Origin of the sequence: Nostoc sp., from assembly GCF_036917935.1 — a bacterium.
GTDB lineage: Bacteria > Cyanobacteriota > Cyanobacteriia > Cyanobacteriales > Nostocaceae > Nostoc.
The window spans coordinates 60,691-78,330 of sequence record NZ_JBALEL010000054.1 but is presented as its reverse complement, the minus strand read 5'-3'; the positions used below and the strand labels follow the sequence as shown (position 1 = coordinate 78,330).

General features: G+C 42.8%; 17 protein-coding genes. 16 read left to right on the top strand and 1 reads right to left on the bottom strand.

What is annotated here, in order from left to right:
• Positions 1-393 precede the first annotated feature (393 nt).
• From ureA to V7K62_RS23320, 16 genes are all read left to right on the top strand, one after another.
• On the top strand, positions 394-723 hold the full coding sequence (gene ureA, locus V7K62_RS23395; protein WP_334868313.1) for an urease subunit gamma: 330 nt from the start codon (positions 394-396) through the stop codon (positions 721-723).
• Between the two features lie 29 nt (positions 724-752).
• Positions 753-1,145: an urease subunit beta gene (locus V7K62_RS23390; RefSeq protein ID WP_334868497.1), complete on the top strand. Its 393-nt coding sequence runs from the start codon at positions 753-755 to the stop codon at positions 1,143-1,145.
• Between the two features lie 162 nt (positions 1,146-1,307).
• Positions 1,308-1,940, top strand: a complete 633-nt coding sequence (gene ureG, locus V7K62_RS23385) for an urease accessory protein UreG (RefSeq protein ID WP_334868311.1) — start codon at positions 1,308-1,310, stop codon at positions 1,938-1,940.
• An 8-nt stretch (positions 1,941-1,948) separates the two neighbouring features.
• On the top strand, positions 1,949-2,818 hold the full coding sequence (locus V7K62_RS23380; protein ID WP_334868309.1) for an urease accessory protein UreD: 870 nt from the start codon (positions 1,949-1,951) through the stop codon (positions 2,816-2,818).
• 210 nt (positions 2,819-3,028) lie between these two features.
• Positions 3,029-3,562, top strand: coding sequence for an urease accessory protein UreE (locus V7K62_RS23375; RefSeq protein ID WP_334868307.1), 534 nt, complete (start codon positions 3,029-3,031; stop codon positions 3,560-3,562).
• 11 nt (positions 3,563-3,573) lie between these two features.
• Positions 3,574-4,272, top strand: coding sequence for an urease accessory protein UreF (locus tag V7K62_RS23370; RefSeq protein ID WP_334868306.1), 699 nt, complete (start codon positions 3,574-3,576; stop codon positions 4,270-4,272).
• A 46-nt stretch (positions 4,273-4,318) separates the two neighbouring features.
• Positions 4,319-6,067: an urease subunit alpha gene (gene ureC / locus V7K62_RS23365; RefSeq protein WP_334868304.1), complete on the top strand. Its 1,749-nt coding sequence runs from the start codon at positions 4,319-4,321 to the stop codon at positions 6,065-6,067.
• A gap of 620 nt (positions 6,068-6,687) precedes the next feature.
• A complete protein-coding gene (locus tag V7K62_RS23360; RefSeq protein WP_334868302.1) occupies positions 6,688-7,875 on the top strand; it encodes a HetZ-related protein 2 in 1,188 nt (395 codons plus the stop codon).
• 252 nt (positions 7,876-8,127) lie between these two features.
• Positions 8,128-9,396: a pilus assembly protein PilB gene (locus V7K62_RS23355; RefSeq protein ID WP_334868300.1), complete on the top strand. Its 1,269-nt coding sequence runs from the start codon at positions 8,128-8,130 to the stop codon at positions 9,394-9,396.
• 187 nt (positions 9,397-9,583) lie between these two features.
• Positions 9,584-10,267 carry a Crp/Fnr family transcriptional regulator gene (locus V7K62_RS23350; RefSeq protein ID WP_334868298.1) on the top strand — a complete coding sequence of 228 codons (684 nt, stop codon included), beginning with the start codon at positions 9,584-9,586 and terminating at the stop codon, positions 10,265-10,267.
• A 287-nt stretch (positions 10,268-10,554) separates the two neighbouring features.
• Entirely contained in the window at positions 10,555-11,625 is a 1,071-nt protein-coding gene (locus V7K62_RS23345; protein ID WP_334868296.1) for an aldo/keto reductase, read from the top strand.
• A 14-nt stretch (positions 11,626-11,639) separates the two neighbouring features.
• Positions 11,640-11,879 (top strand): hypothetical protein, encoded by a 240-nt coding sequence (locus V7K62_RS23340; RefSeq protein ID WP_334868294.1) that lies wholly within the window; start codon positions 11,640-11,642, stop codon positions 11,877-11,879.
• Complete coding sequence (locus V7K62_RS23335) at positions 11,794-12,507, top strand: DUF4142 domain-containing protein (protein WP_334868292.1); 714 nt, start codon at positions 11,794-11,796, stop codon at positions 12,505-12,507. The genes V7K62_RS23340 and V7K62_RS23335 overlap by 86 nt, the downstream gene beginning before the upstream one ends.
• A 502-nt stretch (positions 12,508-13,009) precedes the next feature.
• A complete protein-coding gene (locus V7K62_RS23330; RefSeq protein ID WP_334868290.1) occupies positions 13,010-13,243 on the top strand; it encodes a hypothetical protein in 234 nt (77 codons plus the stop codon).
• A 9-nt stretch (positions 13,244-13,252) separates the two neighbouring features.
• Positions 13,253-14,569, top strand: a complete 1,317-nt coding sequence (locus tag V7K62_RS23325; protein WP_334868288.1) for a Gfo/Idh/MocA family protein — start codon at positions 13,253-13,255, stop codon at positions 14,567-14,569.
• Between the two features lie 4 nt (positions 14,570-14,573).
• Entirely contained in the window at positions 14,574-16,181 is a 1,608-nt protein-coding gene (locus V7K62_RS23320) for an MFS transporter (protein WP_334868286.1), read from the top strand.
• Positions 16,182-16,204: 23 nt separating this feature from the next.
• On the opposite strand, the gene V7K62_RS23315 is transcribed toward V7K62_RS23320, so the two are convergent.
• Positions 16,205-17,371: a calcium-binding protein gene (locus V7K62_RS23315; RefSeq protein WP_334868284.1), complete on the bottom strand. Its 1,167-nt coding sequence runs from the start codon at positions 17,369-17,371 to the stop codon at positions 16,205-16,207.
• Positions 17,372-17,640: the final 269 nt, after the last annotated feature.

Sequence of the window (17,640 nt, the reverse complement as noted above, 5' to 3'; positions counted from 1 at the left end):
AGCCTAGTCTCTGGTGCGAAATTGTTGGACAAATCAGATATAAAACTTTGTAAATAATCAATAGTTAGGGTTTATAATTTCGCACCAGGAAATATCTAGGTGGGGAAACTCTTCTAGACAAGTTGACTGGTTGAATGTTCTTAATGTCGTTTGGGCTTGATCAAAAACAACAATTAATCTCTTTGCTGATTAATTTTTGTAAATATTTTAACTAGCTCATCTATTTTTACAATTTTTAATTTAATTGCCTTTGTAAATAATTATTTGCTATTGCATTTTTGGTATAACTAAGAAGCAGATAGAATTGCTGCGATCGCTAATAAAAGCAATTTAATCTACAGTAGAGATTAAGAAACTTTTTGCAAACATCGTCTGAAAATCAGGAAAAATATTATGCAACTCTCGCCCCAAGAAAAAGATAAACTGCTAATTTTCACAGCTGCTTTGGTAGCTGAAAGACGTAGAGCAAAAGGTTTAAGGCTCAACTATCCCGAAGCAGTAGCTTATATTTCTGCTGCAATTATGGAAGGGGCAAGAGAAGGAAAAACCGTAGAAGAATTAATGCATTATGGGACAACACTTTTAGGAAGGGAAGATGTCATGGAAGGAATTCCAGAAATGATTCAGGAAGTTCAAATAGAAGCTACCTTCCCCGATGGAACAAAATTAGTCACTGTACACGAGCCTATTCGGAGATCAATTGTTCCCTTAATCCGCTCATAATTTATAAATTTAAATTGAGAATGTCTATCATGATTCCTGGAGAAATTATTACCGCTCACGGTGAAATAGAAATTAATGCTGAACAAGCTCCGATTATAATTTTAGTAGCTAATACAGGAGATCGGCCGATTCAAGTAGGCTCTCATTACCACTTTTATGAAGTTAACTCTGCTCTCAAGTTCGCTGAAGTTATCTATGTAGGTAAACTCAGAAATGTTATTGAATTTGAACGATTCAGTCTGCAAGATAAAACTAGAGGAATGCGTTTAAATATTCCAGCAGGTACAGCTGTCAGATTTGAACCAATAGATGAAGATGCAAAAGAAGTCGAGTTAATACCTTTTGCTGGTGCGCGTAAGATTTATGGTTTTAATAACAAAGTTGACGGATCTTTAGACAATCAACCAAAAGATAACTCATAGGGTAGCTTACCTTATAGCGCTTATCGGCCTTTGTGAGGTACAAGAACCCCACCCCCAACCCCCTCCCCGCAAGCGAGGAGAGGGCTATGATGTACCTCATGTGATTAGTAAACGCTATACCTTAGTTGTTCTACCAATTAGGCTCAGGCAAGGAGACTAGCGATGTCAAGATCAGCAGCCAGACTGGGAGTTGGAGGCCCTGTTGGTAGCGGGAAAACCGCTCTTTTAGAGTGTGTCATTCCGATGTTAATGAATAAAGGTATTGAAGTAGCAGTTATTACCAATGACTTATTAACTACAGAAGATGCAGACCGTCTTAAAAGTCGAGGCTTTTTGCCTGCTGAACGTATTATTGGTGTAGAAACTGGTAGCTGTCCGCATACCGCCATTCGAGAAGATCCATCCATGAATCTCTTAGCGGCAAAGGATTTAGAGATGCTTTACCCTCAACTAGATATTATCTTCATTGAAAGTGGGGGTGATAATCTAGCTTCCACCTTCAGCTACGACTTGGTAGATTCTTATATTTTTGTGATTGATGTTGGCGCAGGAGATGATATTCCCCGAAAAAAAGGCCCAGGCTTCGCACAAGCAGACTTAGTAGTCATTAATAAAATTGATATTGCTCCCTATGTAGGTGCAGACTTAAATTTAATTCGTCAACAAGCTCCTTTATACCGTCGGGGTAAACCGATTGCCTATACCAATTGCAAAACAAAAGAAGGATTAGATGAGGTAGTAAATTTTATTGAACAGACTGTTTTGTTTGGTAGCCCTTCGGCAATTAGAGGTTGAAATCCATCGTGTTAATCATCAATGAGAATAGCTTGCTACCGGTGGCAACCACCAAACGAACAAAAAACTTAGAGCTAGGGCTGGAGTGCGATCGCCACGGTTATACAATAGTTAACCATCAGTATACGGCTTATCCACTCGGTATTTCTCGCACCTTCCGTTCTGATCTTGCCAATCCCCATCACGCTAACCTTTATATTACCAGTACCTCTCCAGGGCTACTGGCAAATGATCAGCTAAATATCTCCTTGGAACTTGCGGCTAATACTCATCTTCACCTAAGTGATCAGTCGGCCACGAAAGTCCATCCCATGCCGATTACAGGTACGAAAGCGATCGTCAATTATGACATTGAAATTGGCGAAGGAGCAACCTTAGAATTTGTTCCAGAACCAATCATCCTCTTTCAAGATGCAACTTTTGAGCAAACAACAAGCATTAAATGCCATCCCAAAGGAAAACTTTTCTGGAGCGAAATCATTGTACCTGGGAGACTAGCAAGAGGAGAATTTTATGAATTTCATCACTATTTTAACTCTTTACAAGTGACATCTCCCGAAGGAGAGCTATGGTTTACTGATGCCATGCGCTTGCAAGGAAAGCTCAATTCTTTTAAAAACAATGATCTCTTTGCTCCAGCTCCTATACTGGGCAATTTAGTAATTATCTTACCGCAAATAAACCTTCAATTATTAAGTGAAAATTTAGAAAATATCGAAGGTATCAATTGTCTTGGTGTAATGTTAGCAAGCTCTTGTTTGCCTCAAGGCAAAGGTTTAGTAATTAAAGCTATAGCAACTGGCACTCGTGAACTCAAAAACTATCTCTTATACGCTTTAAATTGTGTACGTAACTTTGAAGAAAAATCCCAAAGCTAGAGTTATAAATTAAGAATTTAAGGAAAGATTTCAACTAGATAGTAATTAAAGGTCGCCGTTTAATAACACTTTTTTAAAGCTTTCTTAATTCACCGTTTGGGTTTGCCTGTTTGATATATAACTAAAGCTTTTTTTTAAACTGGATTTACCAGCCACAGCAAATTTATACTAACATTCTTTCTTGAACTACCCATTTTACCTTAATCTCCCATGATTGAACTAGCAGAAACTTACCTTGGTAATATCACAGAGAATGCTAGCCTATCCAAACGGATAGAAAAACTTAGTTTGCAAGAGGATTATTTAGAAGTCTATTTGAGCCAAACCGATAGTGGCAAAGGTCGAATTCACACTCATTCTACCTCTGGTATTGAAGTTGGTATTGTAAAAAGTCGGGATTGGTCGCTGCGGGAAGGAGATATCTTTGAAACTCAACAAGGTAAGCTACTGCTGGTTCACTTGCAAGAGCAAAAGGTCATGGTATTAACTTTTCCCGAACCAGTTAGCGATGCTGCAAAAGAAGCGCTACACCAACGCGCTATCGACTTAATTCATCTAGGCCATGTCTTAGGCAATCACCATTGGCCAATTATTATCGAGGATGGCAAGTTATATGTTGAGCTAGTAGTAGATGCAGAAGTCATCGAAGCAACAATCCGTCATTTTGCCATTCCTGGTTTAGACATTGGTTACGAACGGCTATCACCTCAAGAACATCTGACGTTTTCTGAACACGCGCATTAGCATGACTACTCATGAATGTATCTTCCATTAGCCAGCAACTTGCATTAATGCAATTGTCCGACTCTTTTTTCCCTTCTGGATCTTTTACCCTTTCTCATGGGCTAGAAACATTAGTGCAATCAGGTCAGGTGCGTTCAGTACAAGAGATAGAAATTTTCCTGCGGATTTTGTTGCATAACAAAGTAGGCCCGACAGATATTGTGGCATTAATCCATGCTTATCGAGGAAGTGCGATCGCTGACTTAGAACTTGTGCATCAGGCAGATGAGCGATTATTTGCCCAAACATTGATTGAAAAAACTCGTGAAACTAGCCGCAAAAGTGGACGTGCTTTACTTATGGTTGCCCTGTCAACCTGGAAAGACTCTCAATTAAAAATTATCGAGCAAGATGCAGCTACAGGGAAAATTTATTGTTTACATCCAGTAATTTTTGGTGTCGTTGGGCAAGTTGCAGGATTAAGTGAACAAAATACAGTACTGGCATTTGTGCATAGCTTGATCACTGGTTTATTAGGTGCTGCTATCCGCTTGAGCATATTGGGACACTTACAGGTACAACAAGTACTACTCCAGCTAGCACCAGATATAGAAATAACTTACCAAATAGGTGCATCTTTGAATTTAAATCAGATGTGGTCTTGTACTCCCATGATTGACATTGCCCAAATCCGGCAGCAAAAATTACCTCAAAGATTATTTGCTAGCTAGTTGTGCAAATTCTCAACAGATTTTTAACTTATTTAGGAGCAAGAATATGAGTTATCGGATAAATCGGCGGGATTATGCCTCTATGTTTGGCCCAACTGTTGGCGATCGCGTTCGTCTTGCAGATACGGAGTTATTCATTGAAGTAGAACAAGATCACACCACTTACGGCGAAGAAGTAAAATTTGGCGGTGGGAAAGTTATTCGAGATGGCATGGGACAATCTCCCTTTATTAATGATGATGAACTTGCAGACGGCCCTGAAGACAAAAGTCAAAAAATGATCGCCGTAGACACAGTAATCACTAATGCCTTAATTCTTGATTGGTGGGGTATTGTAAAAGCTGATATCGGCATTAAAGGTGGGAAGATTTACAAAATCGGCAAAGCTGGTAATCCAAATACACAACCTAACGTCAATATTTATATTGGCCCAGGTACAGAGGTGATCGCCGGAGAAGGCAGAATCGTCACAGCAGGAGCAATTGATACACACATTCACTTTATTTGTCCTCAGCAAATTGAAACTGCACTTGCTTGCGGTACAACAACTATGATTGGCGGCGGTACTGGCCCAGCTGCTGGTACTACCGCCACGACTTGTACTCCCGGCCCTTGGAACATTTACCGGATGTTACAAGCTGCTGATGCTTTTCCGATCAACATAGGTTTCTTGGGGAAAGGTAATAGCAGTGTACCTGATAGCTTAGTACAACAAGTGGCTGCCGGAGTCATCGGTTTGAAACTGCATGAAGACTGGGGATCTACCCCGGCTGCTATTGATACCTGTCTTAATGTTGCCGAACAATATGATGTACAGGTTGCTATTCACACTGACACTTTAAACGAATCAGGATTTGTCGAAGATACCATTAACGCTTTTAAAGGACGTGTTATTCATACCTTTCACACCGAAGGTGCTGGTGGGGGTCATGCGCCAGATATTCTCAGAGTTTGTAGTGAATCTTATGTTTTACCTGCTTCTACAAATCCCACTCGTCCCTACACTATTAATACCTTAGCAGAGCATCGGGATATGTTAATGGTATGTCATCATCTCGACCCCAATATTAAGGAAGATGTTAAGTTTGCTGATTCTAGAATTCGTCCCCAAACGATCGCAGCTGAAGATATATTGCATGATATGGGTGTAATTAGCATCATGTCTTCCGATTCCCAAGCAATGGGAAGAATCGGGGAAGTTATTCTGCGGACTTGGCAAACTGCCCATAAAATGAAAGTCCAAAGAGGAGTTCTTTCTGTTTCTGGAGAAAACCATGATAACTTTCGAGCCAAGCGCTACATTGCCAAATATACTATTAACCCGGCGCTGGCTCATGGAATCTCCCATCTTGTTGGTTCTGTTGAAGAAGGAAAGTTAGCTGATTTGTGTCTGTGGAAACCTGCTTTTTTTGGCGTCAGACCACAGCTAGTCATTAAAGGGGGAATGATTGTCTGGGCACAAATGGGCGACCCTAATGCCAGTATTCCTACCCCTGAACCCGTTCACATGCGTCCAATGTTTGCCGCTTTCGGTGGAGCAATTGGGGCTACCTCTATTACTTTCGTTTCTCAAGAGGCTTTGAAGCGAGATGTATCTACACAGCTTGGCTTAACTAGCCGTATAGAAGCGGTTTCCAACACGCGGAATGTCAGGAAAGAGGATTTGAAACACAACAATGCTACTCCAAAGATTGAGGTTAACCCAGAAACCTACGAAGTCAGAGCCAATGGTGAATTGTTAATTTGTGAACCGGTCGCTTCTTTACCTATGACCCAGCGTTACTTTTTGTTTTGAAAAAACTTCCTAGCTATTTTCTTAGTACTTTGGTGCAGCAAGCACCAAAGTACTAAGACCAGCATGATGGCTAATAATAGCAATGCTTTATGAAGACGCATAGAAAGAACCCCTCCCAACCCCCCAACGCATCGGGGAGGTTGGGAGGGGTCAAAATAATGTACAGCTTCACAGAGAATTGGTATAAGGCGATCGCGGATCTGGGCTTTTTTGAGTTTTGAAGCAAGTATTCTCCTACGTAAGGGATTGTAGAAGGTTGAAACTTATACGGGTGAAATAACGTCTGAGATTTAGTTAAATTAGATGCGTTCCTCGTCTCTGTTACAAAATGTCAGATTTCCCAGATCCATTTCGTGCAAGGTGTATCCTCACCACTCTAGGCAGATTTCTGTTCTCAGTGAAAAAATATAACTTTACAAAAAGTTTAAATTGGCAAGAAGTGACCTAAGTGTTTGATATGCATGGGTTCTAAGCATTTTGAATTGAAAATAAAACATCAATGTAGAAATTTCTGCATAATTTTAGTGAACTAAGACGTAATAAGAGTAGAAACACTGAGCTATTTTCATGAAACTCATGAAATCAGGGGCAGCTGCCAGTTAAACAATTAGGTGGGGCGAATGGAGGTTGTGATGCAAACTTCAAAATTGAGTTTCGAGGAATGCAATCTCACTATGGCAACGGATGTGGAAAAACTGGCTCTAGATTGGCAAAAGCGCTTGGCTGTGGAATGTCCAGACCAAAATGAAGCCGCAAGGCAAAGCATTATTCTCTGGCTATTGGGATCTGACTCAAAACGGTTTGATCTGTTTAATCCTAAAGAACTCGATATCGCCAAGCAAGCGATGGAATATCGCTGGAGGATTTTACGTCAACGCTACTTGGGGCTGGGCCGAGAACGTGCTTATCGCAACTTGATCACGCGATTGGGGAGTTTAGTAACATTACGGAATAAAATTCAAACTTGGGTTTCCCTCAGCCGCGATCGCCAGCGCAGTGTGATGGATGTGTTACAAGAAGTACTCCAAGAATTACTGCAAAGCGATAGCCAGATGCAAGAGCAAATGGCTGATATTGCCAAATATACAACCGATAGACGATTGGGGGATGCTCTGCTATTTGCCAGTGTAGAAGAATATTGTCTGCGACCAGTACGCAATCAACCCCTATTAGCTTACCGATTTGTGAATTACTTGCGTCGCACTCAGCGCGGTGGCTTAACCCAAGTGCCGGGCCGTGACTTGATTAGACTGGTGTCAGAAGAAGTTCTTACAGACGACAATGACAATCGAGTTAACTTAGTCGATAGTCAGGCGATCGCAGAATATCAAGAAGCACAACAACTAGAGGAACAACAGGGGCTACGCCAGTCAGTACAAAAAGAATTTGAAAATTATTTACAAGAAAATCTGGGAACAGACGCAGTGGAATGGTTAAGACTGTATCTGCAAGGTAAGTCTCAGGAAGATATTGCCCAGAGACTGAATAAGCAGACTAAGGAATTATACCGTCTACGAGAAAAAATTAGTTACCATGCTGTGCGTGTTTTTGCCCTCAAAGGTAAACCAGAACTCGTAGACAATTGGCTCTCAATTTCCTTGCAAGAACATAACTTGGGGTTAAGGCAAAACCAATGGCAGCAACTTGATCAAAAATTGACTCCTCTGGGGAGGCAGATTCTAGATTTGCGGAGAGCGGGTAATTCAATAGAAGCAATAGCCCAACAGTTAAAACTCAAAACCCATCAAGTGCTAGGTGAATGGACAAAAGTCTATCTTGCAGCCCAAGCTTTAAGAACACAAGAGTAGTCTGTAGTGGGAAATGGGGAGTTAAGAATTTTAGATTTTAGATTTTGGATTTTAGATTGAAATTTAATCCAAAATTGAATTGCCCAATGCCGAATCCTCAGTATTATCCCCAATCTATAATCTAAAATTCATCTTCTACTTACATTTACTTAAGTATATATAGTTTAAATTTTAACAATCGAACGAAGTATCTTTATTAACTACCTATTGAAATAGAGGCAAAATATAAGTAAACACCAACGAATCAAATTTATGTTGTCTTCAGAGGGTGAGCTAAATGATACCGCAGCAAATAGACAGCTTATGCTAACTGCCACTCAAGCTAGGTGGGAGGAAGGAGGCGATTGCGAGCAAATATTCCAACTGATTGATAGTCTTTTGTCCTTTGAAGCTTGCCTCTACCACCAGATTTTGCCCTTTAGATTAGAAGACAAAAACCTCTTGCTAGGTATGGTTCATCCACAAGAGAGCGAGGCCTTAGATTATGTTAGTCGGATTTTGTCTTATGTCAATTGCACAATGGTGATTGAGGCGATCGCATCTGATGCTCACCGGAGAATACTATCAGCCTACCTCAACCATAAAAATACATCCCAGCTAGATGCAAAACTTGTGCATCAGCCAATAGCGGACTTTCCCCCAACAAATAGCACAGCTACCGTTACTGACACACCTATTCCCTCCCTAGATGCCGACTCGGAATCAAATCAGCAACCAATATTGATGGTGTTTGAGACACAAAAGCGTCAACATTCTAGGCAGCGCGTAGACTTGCCTCCGATCGCGGAGCTAGACCAATTATCTCAAATTACGACGTTCTTGAACCCTACTTCCAGAGGTCAAGAGGGAGAGACTTCCGAAGCAGCAGCACCAAACAATTTGCCTATTTTGACCACGAAAAGTCCCGAACTATTTAGTCCGATTGAGGTGCTGCCAACACTACCACCCAAGAAATTACTAGAAGAATTACTAGAGCGAATTTTGGTTGGAGGAATTGGTCGGCTGTACTTAGAAAGACAAGCTTACGAAGGCAGGATACTGTGGAGCGATAATGGAGTCTTGCAGTCTGTATTAGACAAACTGCCGCTCTCGGTTTTCCAAGGAGTACTGAATGAATTAAAGCGGTTTGCTTCCTTACCTGTGACTACGGTTGCAGAACCAAAACAGGTAGAAAAGGAATACGTATATCAAAAAAACCGCTTATTATTACGCTTGCGAGTCATGCCGGGAATCTACGGTGAAGAGGCAACACTCCAAGTATTGCGGGGAGCAGCATTAAAATTCTATCAACAACAACAGTTGGTGCGTCTGGGCCGCGATGCTTTAGGAATTTCTCAGCAACTAAGTTTCAAGTTACATCAACTACAAGAACGGCTTTTACTCAATCCCAGCCTGGACTCTCAGCAATTAGAGGCTTTGGCTGCCCTGAATCAACTAGTGAAAAATTTAGACCAACAGCTGATAATCTTAGCACTAGATAGCAATCCACCAACAAGCAGCAAATCATCCGTCTGTCAGTGAAACCGCTGATTTCGATCGCATACATAATTGTTATGTTGTAATGGAACCATAGACCGATCGAGCTTAGAGGTTCATTTCAAATAAATACAAATTTTGCGATCGTATTCTGAGTAAGATTACGGTTTAAACAAACTTATAGTAGCAAAGTTAGTTTCCCACCCTTGAATCCATTTGTTGCAAATATTTCATGCTAACTGAGGTTTTTAGTGAACTTTTCCCCTTAATGAGTACAGCCACTCCACAGACTTTGGAATGGCTACTCAACGTTGCAATTGAACATGAATACCCATCTGGGCGAGCTGTTGTGATGGAAGATGCCTGGGGTAACGCCGTTTACTTCGTGGTTTCTGGTTGGGTTAAAGTCCGGCGTACCGTCGGGGAAGATTCAGTAGCTCTGGCAATTTTTGGCCGTGGCGATTTTTTTGGAGAAATGGCAATTTTGGATGAATCTCCACGCTCAACCGATGTCATTGCCCTTTCACCCGTGAAGTTGCTTAGTATTTCCAGAGAGCGTTTTATTCAAATATTGTTTAAAGACCCGCAGTTACATCACCGGATGTTGCAACTGATGGTGCGGCGATTGCGGCAAATTAACGTGCGCTTGCAAATGCGGTCTTCACCACCAGCGGTTAAACTCGCTCATACCCTAGTGACTTTAGGTGAAAGCTATGGTCAGGAATCAGACTTAGGAAGAGAAATTTTTAACATTCCCTTTAAAGATTTAGCAGAGGTGACAGAAATCGGTGTTGAAGAAACCACCAAAATCATGGAAAAGCTACATGAAAAAGGGTGGATCAAAATTGATAGCGCCAACAACATCACTTATCTTCTGAACTTCAAACAGTTGATGAACTTGGCTGGCAAAGTGTAATTGCTTTATTTATTCAGCGATACAAATTTTGGTATTAAGCAAGTCAACCGACAAGATACTTCGGTTGACTTGCTTATTAGAGGTGTAGGTACTTCACGAAATTAGTCCATTTGTACTTTTTATTTGCCTTTTACGGGTTTGTACGGTGAGGTGCAAAATATGAGTCAGCTTAGATTGTGAATGCATCTTGCGGAGTATGTTTCAAAACACACCTTAGCTAGAGTCTCTGTGCCAGATAGCCGTGATACTATACGGCTCAATTCTGTTGTTGCTTGTAGGAGACAATTATGGAAATCAGTAGACGCAGCTTGCTAAAAACTGCTTCTGCTTCGGGATTAGTGGCAGCAGGACTTGCGCTTTCGGAAGGATTTTTGCAACCGACCCTCGCCGAAACAAAACCTGTTGATGAAAATACTCAACTGGTAGCCCAAAGTTCACCCACTTCAACGCGACGCGGCGAAATGTTGTATCGCAACCTCGGACGCACCAAAGAACAAGTATCTGTGATTGGCTTGGGAGGGTATCACATTGGAAAAATTGAAGAAGAGCAAGAAAGTATCAAGTTGATCCGCAGTGCCATCGATCGCGGCATCAACTTTATGGATAATTCTTGGGACTATAACAACGGACGTAGCCACCGTTGGATGGGAAATGCTCTTAAAGATGGTTATCGCCAAAAAGTCTTTTTAATGACGAAAATCGACGGTCGCACCAAAGGCGCTGCCAAGATGCAGATTGATGAATCGCTCAAAGATTTGCAGGTCGATCATATTGATTTATTGCAGCATCATGAAATACTGCGTTTTGAAGACCCCGATCGCGTCTTTGCTCCCGGTGGCGCAATGGAAGCAGTCGTTGAAGCGCAAAAAGCAGGTAAAATTCGCTATATCGGTTTTACAGGACATAAGAATCCCCAGATTCACCTCCAGATGCTGGAAACTGCTACACAAAATGGTTTCCGCTTCGATACTGTGCAGATGCCATTAAATGTGATGGATGCCCATTTTAGAAGTTTTGAACACCAGGTTTTACCTGTGCTAGTCAAAAACAACATTGGTGTGCTGGGAATGAAATCGATTGGAGAGTCCTACATCCTCAGAAGCAATACGGTTAGCGCGATTGACTGCCTGCACTACGCAATGAATTTGCCAACCTCAGTTGTGATTACTGGCATCGATAGCATGAAAATTTTAGACCAAGCTTTTGAGGCAGTCCGCACGTTTAAGCCAATGGATCAGGCACGAGTTACAGCACTGTTAGCGCGTACCCGTGAGGCAGCGGCTAAAGGGCAGTACGAGCGATATAAGACCACAACCCAAAATGATAGTACAGCCATGAATCCAGCTTGGCTGGGGTAAATATTAATACTATTTTGTTTACAAAAAATGTTGAATCTATTGGCACAATTTGCACTGACGGCATCTGGTTGATGATTTCAGCATTAGTGGTCGGACTCAACTGTGCGATCGCACTTGTTTTTGATTCGACATTTCAAAATATAGCTTTATCCAAGGAGAACATTGATTATGTCCAACTTCAAAATACTCTCTACTGGTCTAGTAGCGATCGCCTTATCTCTGGCGACTGGTTGCACACCAACTACTCCTCATGACGACAATATATCTGAAGCTCCATCTGGTACAACTCAACCTGTACAAGCAACTGAGAGTCCATCCCCAACTGTGTCACCAACTGCATCACCAACTACCTCCCCAACTACACCAGGGCAAAATACCCCCAGTTCTTCAGACAAACAGTTTATGACTGAAGCTGCTCAAGGTGGTTTAGCAGAAGTCCAATTAGGACAACTGGCATCAAGACGTGGAACTAGCAATGCAGTAAAACAGTATGGACAGCGGATGGTTACAGATCATACCCAGGTGAACAATCAACTCAAACAGTTGGCGACTCAAAAAGGTGTAACGCTGCCAACTAGTCTCGACAGTAAAAATAAGCAAGTCCTACAAAGCTTATCCAAACTTTCTGGTACTAAGTTTAATCGCCAATATTTGAATCAGATGCTTCAAGATCATGAAAAGGATGTCTCCGCATTTGAGACTGAAGCTCAACAAGGACAAGATCCAGACGTGAAAGCATTTGCTGCTCAAACGCTACCAACCCTCCAAGAACACCTGCAACAGGTTCGTTCCCTTGTTAATCCTGGAAGTTCAACTAGCACCCCAACTCCAAGCAGCACCCCAACTCCAAGCAGTACCCCAAATCCAACAAGTACCCCATAAGGCAATACAGTTCAGTTAAACATTTCTTCTTTCCTGTACTTTGCCCTTTGCGTCCGCTGCGCGTACTCCTACAAAAAAGCAAGCTCGCGTAGCGTCTCGTAAAGAAGGCGATAGCCTGCGGCAAGTCGCTCTGCATCTACGTTAAAGAGTTTTAGCCAGAAAAATCTAATCTAGCGGTTCTCGAATGGAAGCAATACATTTTGACCTCACTTCCATTCCTCTCTCCTAAAAGGAGAGAAGAATGGAATCTTACTCCCCAACGCTACAAGGGTTGGGGCTGTATTACACTCAACCCAGAAGCGCTATATTAGCGTTGCATGAAGGAATTAGATAATTTATTTCTTGGAGTTCTCTAAGTACAGTTTGGCGTAAGAGCGTAGATTTTTTAATTAGACCTCTTGCAAAAGTCCCCTAACACCCCTCCCCGCAAGCGGGGAGGGGAGACTTTGACGTAAGTCAAAGGCGGGGTGGGGTTCTTTTTTTGATTTATGCAAGAAGTCTATTGCAGAGGAACGCATTGGCATTGTCAGGCGATGCATTGGCATTGTCAGGCGACGCATTCGCATTGTTAGGCGACGCATTGGCATTGTCAGGCAACGCATTAGCATTGTCAGGCAACGCATTGGCATTGTCAGGCAACGCATTGGCATTGTCAGACGACGCATTGGCATTGCAGGGTATTTCCAAATTTAATTCGCTACGAATTGCTGTACTAAATCCAAAATTTCATCATTAAGGAACCACGATGCCTGAATTGTTTAAAGGAAAATTTTCTCGTCGTCAGATTCTAACTACTGCTGGGTTAGGAGCCATTTCAACGGCGGCAATTGGTAGTATGGGCGAAGAGGTTATTGCCCAACAGCCAACTCAGCCAGCTACCCCACGCGGAGGCCCCTTGCCGCCTCAGATTAAGTTTGCGCCCATCTCGGAAAAGACTGAGGTTGATACGGGTGGGCCACCAACTGCATTACCTCCAGAGCGACGCTTGGGATTTGCGATCGTCGGACTTGGCAGACTGACATTAGAAGAAATCATGCCTGCGTTTGCAGAATGTAAACTAGCAAAGCCGACTGCACTAGTTAGTGGTGATGCTGCCAAAGCCAATCAAGTTGCCCAGCAGTATGGCATCAAACCGCAGAACGTTTACAACTATCAGAATTACGACAATCTCCGCAACAATCCAGACGTTGACGTGATTTATATTGTGTTGCCCAATAGTATGCACCGGGAATATACGGTGCGGGGTGCGAAAGCTGGAAAGCATATTTTGTGTGAAAAGCCAATGGCAACCACAGTCGAAGATGCACAACAGATGATCGATGCGTGCAAACAAGCCGATCGCAAGCTGATGATTGCTTATCGCTGCCAATATGAACCGCACCATCGCGCCATGATTCAGATGATCCGCAGCAAAGAATTGGGAACTGTGAAGGTGATTCAGGCAGATAACGGCCAAAACCAGGGGGGTGACTTAAACCAGTGGCGATTGAAACGCGCCTTAGCTGGAGGTGGCTCTTTACCGGATGTGGGCATTTATTGCTTGAATGCAACTCGCTATTTGACGGGAGAAGAACCGATCGCAATTAGCGCCCAAATCTTTAGCACTCCTGGCGATCCGCGCTTCAAAGAAGTAGAAGAAAGTGTTACCTTCCAGCTACGCTTTCCCAGTGGGATACTAGGGATTTGCTCCACTAGCTACGGCTTTCACGAAGCGCGTCGCTTTCGTGTCTTCGGTTCTGATGCTTGGGCGCAACTCGATCCGGGGTTCTCTTATAACGGTTTGCGGATGATGATTTCCCGCAAATCTCCAACAAACAGCATGGCAGAAAACATTAGCGAAGTGCGGATAGGCGAGAAGAACCAGTTTGCTTTAGAAATCGATCACATGGCAGATTGTGTGATTCAGAATAAACAACCCCATACGCCTGGTGAAGAAGGTTTGCAAGACCAAAAACTGATAGCGTTGATTTACGAGGCCGCCCAAACAGGCAAAACGATCGCTCTACCTCGTGTGTCAGGACTGGATAGCACTCGTGGCCCCGTTCCCAGAATGCTGAAGTAAATACGTGCATACCGCAGTCATGACAACCTCTGCTTGGAGTCCGCTCCGTAAATCTTTGTTTCGCGATCGCTGGATTGCCTCAATTGTCTCCAACATTGGGGGTTGGATGGAGGATACAGCGGGAGCTTGGTTAATGACTTCTCTCACCACCTCTCCCCTATTGGTGGCACTGATGCAAACAGCCGCAACTTTGCCGATGCTGCTGTTAGGATTACCAGGCGGAGCAACGGCAGATATTTTCGATCGCCGTCGGTTACTAATGTTTTGGCAAGTCTGGATGCTGGTTGCTGCACTCATGTTGAGTGGATTAATTTTTGCAGGCAAAATTACACCGTGGTCACTGCTGGCATTAACATTTGTGCTGAACTTGGGAGCGGCAATGAATGGCCCAGCTTGGCAGGCAATTGTACCAGAATTAGTACCGCGATCGGAACTCATGGCTGCGATCGCTTTAAATAGTGCTGGATTTAATATTGCAAGAGCAGTTGGCCCTGCGATCGCCGGCTTAATTTTGGTAGCGGCAAATGCAGGAGTCGTCTTTTTGATTAATGCCCTCTCCTTTGTCGGGGTGATTATCATCCTTTACCGTTGGCAGCGCCAACCGCTTTATGAAAGCGCCCTCCCCGCAGAGCGAGTATTGGGTTCTATGCGGGCTGGTATTCGCTATGTCCGCTTTTCTCCTGCTCTCCAAGCCGTGTTAATTCGGGCGGGTGTTTTAACTAGTTGTACGAGTGCTTTGTTAGCATTGCTGCCTTTGGTAGCACAACAGGATTTGCGACAGGGGGCAGGTGGATATGGTTTACTACTCGGTTGCTTTGGATTGGGGGCGATTGTCGGTGCAATTTTGCTGCCACAAGTGCGGCAACATCTCACAGCCGATGGAGTTGTGATTGCAGGAACTCTGGTGTTTGCAGTTGCTACATTAATTCTGGCATTTATTCACAATGTACCTTTGGTGTTGCTGGCTTTGCTAGCGGCTGGAATTGCTTGGACAAGTATGACATCGAGCTTGAATATTACAGTGCAGCTTGCGGTTCCGGCTTGGGTGCAGGCGCGGGCACTAGGAACTTATCAAATGGTATTTCAAGGAGGTTCGGCAATTGGTAGTATTGTTTGGGGTGCAGCGGCAGAACATTGGGGAATGCGGAGTGCCTTATTCGTTGCTGCGATCGGCTTAGTCGGGGGAACCTTCACAGCGCGGCGTTATCGCTTGCTATCAGGAAAACTGGATTTAGGCCCAGCATTACGGCGGGCGGAACCGCTAGTAGTAATTGAATTGCAACCAGAACAAGGGCCAGTTTTAGTCACACTTGAATATTGTATTGATCCAGATAAAGCAGAAGAATTCATTGCGGCAATTCATGCCCTGCGAGTAGTGCGGTTACGAGATGGTGCGATTCGGTGGGGCATCTTTCACGATACATCTCAGCCGAATCGCTACTTAGAGACATTTATCGTCGAGTCTTGGGTGGATCATTTACGTCAGTATGAACGGTTTACAGTGGCAGATCGAGAGATGCGTGAAAAGGTTTTTGCCTTTCATCAAGGCGATGAAGCCCCGATTATTTCTCACATGATTTATGCTCACCAATCCCAAGAAGCACGAGCCTAGAAAAGACTGAAAACAGGATATTCTTAAACAATTTGAATGTCTAAATTAGCTTGAAAACCAATAGGCTTATTTTCAACAATGGCGAATCTAGATTCTTGGAAGAACAAAGAACCAGTTAGGGCATCATAACTGAAGTCACTGATTGAAATAGCGCCAAACCCTGCTTGAGAAACCTGAATTTTGTCACCTTCAACAGCATTGAAGTCTTTAATAATGTCAACACCCTCTAATATGTTGGTAAAAACAAATTTATCTGCACCTACTCCACCAGTGAGAGTATCGTTACCATTTCCACCAGTGAGTATGTCATTGCCACTTTTCCCAGAAAGTGTATCGTCACCAGCATTACCAAATAACAGATTATTTTGCCTATCTCCAACAATGGTGTCACTTTGATTTGTACCTTTGACATTATCAAAGTTTATAAATGTGAACTTAGCTGTGTTTCCGCCAGGAAGATTATTCACTACGAAACTTTGAGTTTCAAGGTTGACGTTGACTGATACATCAGGCCCAAATAAAAAGGGTGCTGAAGGAGCAATTGAGGCGTCTATAGTGTTATTTTCAGCACTAGCATCAACAACAAGGTTTTCAAAATTGCTAAGGAAATCTCTACCTAGTCCACCACCTTTTTGAAGAGTTCCATCAATAAATATGGTAGAGCTTTGACCCAATTTGCTGTAATCAGCCGTATCAATACCATCTCCGGCATTTAAGGTATCGTTGCCTGCGCTGCCTCTAATAATGTCATTGCCGCCACTGCCAGCTAATTCATTATCCTGAGCGTCACCAGTAATTATGTCATTTTGATTTGTACCAATTACATTTACAAAATTCTTCACATTGACTACTATTGGTGACGAACCTACAACTCTGATTTCTAGTCTTTCTTTAGATAAGTCAGCTACTATTGATACATTTGTGCTGTCAGAAGTAGCATCAATACTGTTAATCTGTCCTGTAGCAGCGATCACGGTTTCAAAGAAATCTTTAAACGTGTCAGTTCCAATTGCACCTTTTTGGATAACCACTGGCTGGACTATTACAGGTTGTCCTAAGTCACTGTAATCAATGATATCGTGACCATTTCCACCGCTAATGGTATCATTACCTGCACTGGCGATAAATCTGTCATTTCCATCAGTTCCGACCAAAATGTCGTCTCCATCAGTGCCTATAATTAGTGCCATAATCTTGCTTTACTTGTTTGTGAGTAACTGCTGTATAGTAACGTGTTATCGACCGCAAGGCACGAAAAAAAGATCAAACCCTTACTTGCCTATGTTCTTTTCGTCACCAGCTACTTCTGTGTCCAAAACAACATCCAATGGATATAAGTCAAGAGTGAATTTCACAAGGCACAAGAAAACCCACGCGCAACCCCTGTAAATTAACATTTCATCATACCTTTGGAGTTGTCATCTCAAATAGGTTCCCATTCTTTGTATACTCACTCTGA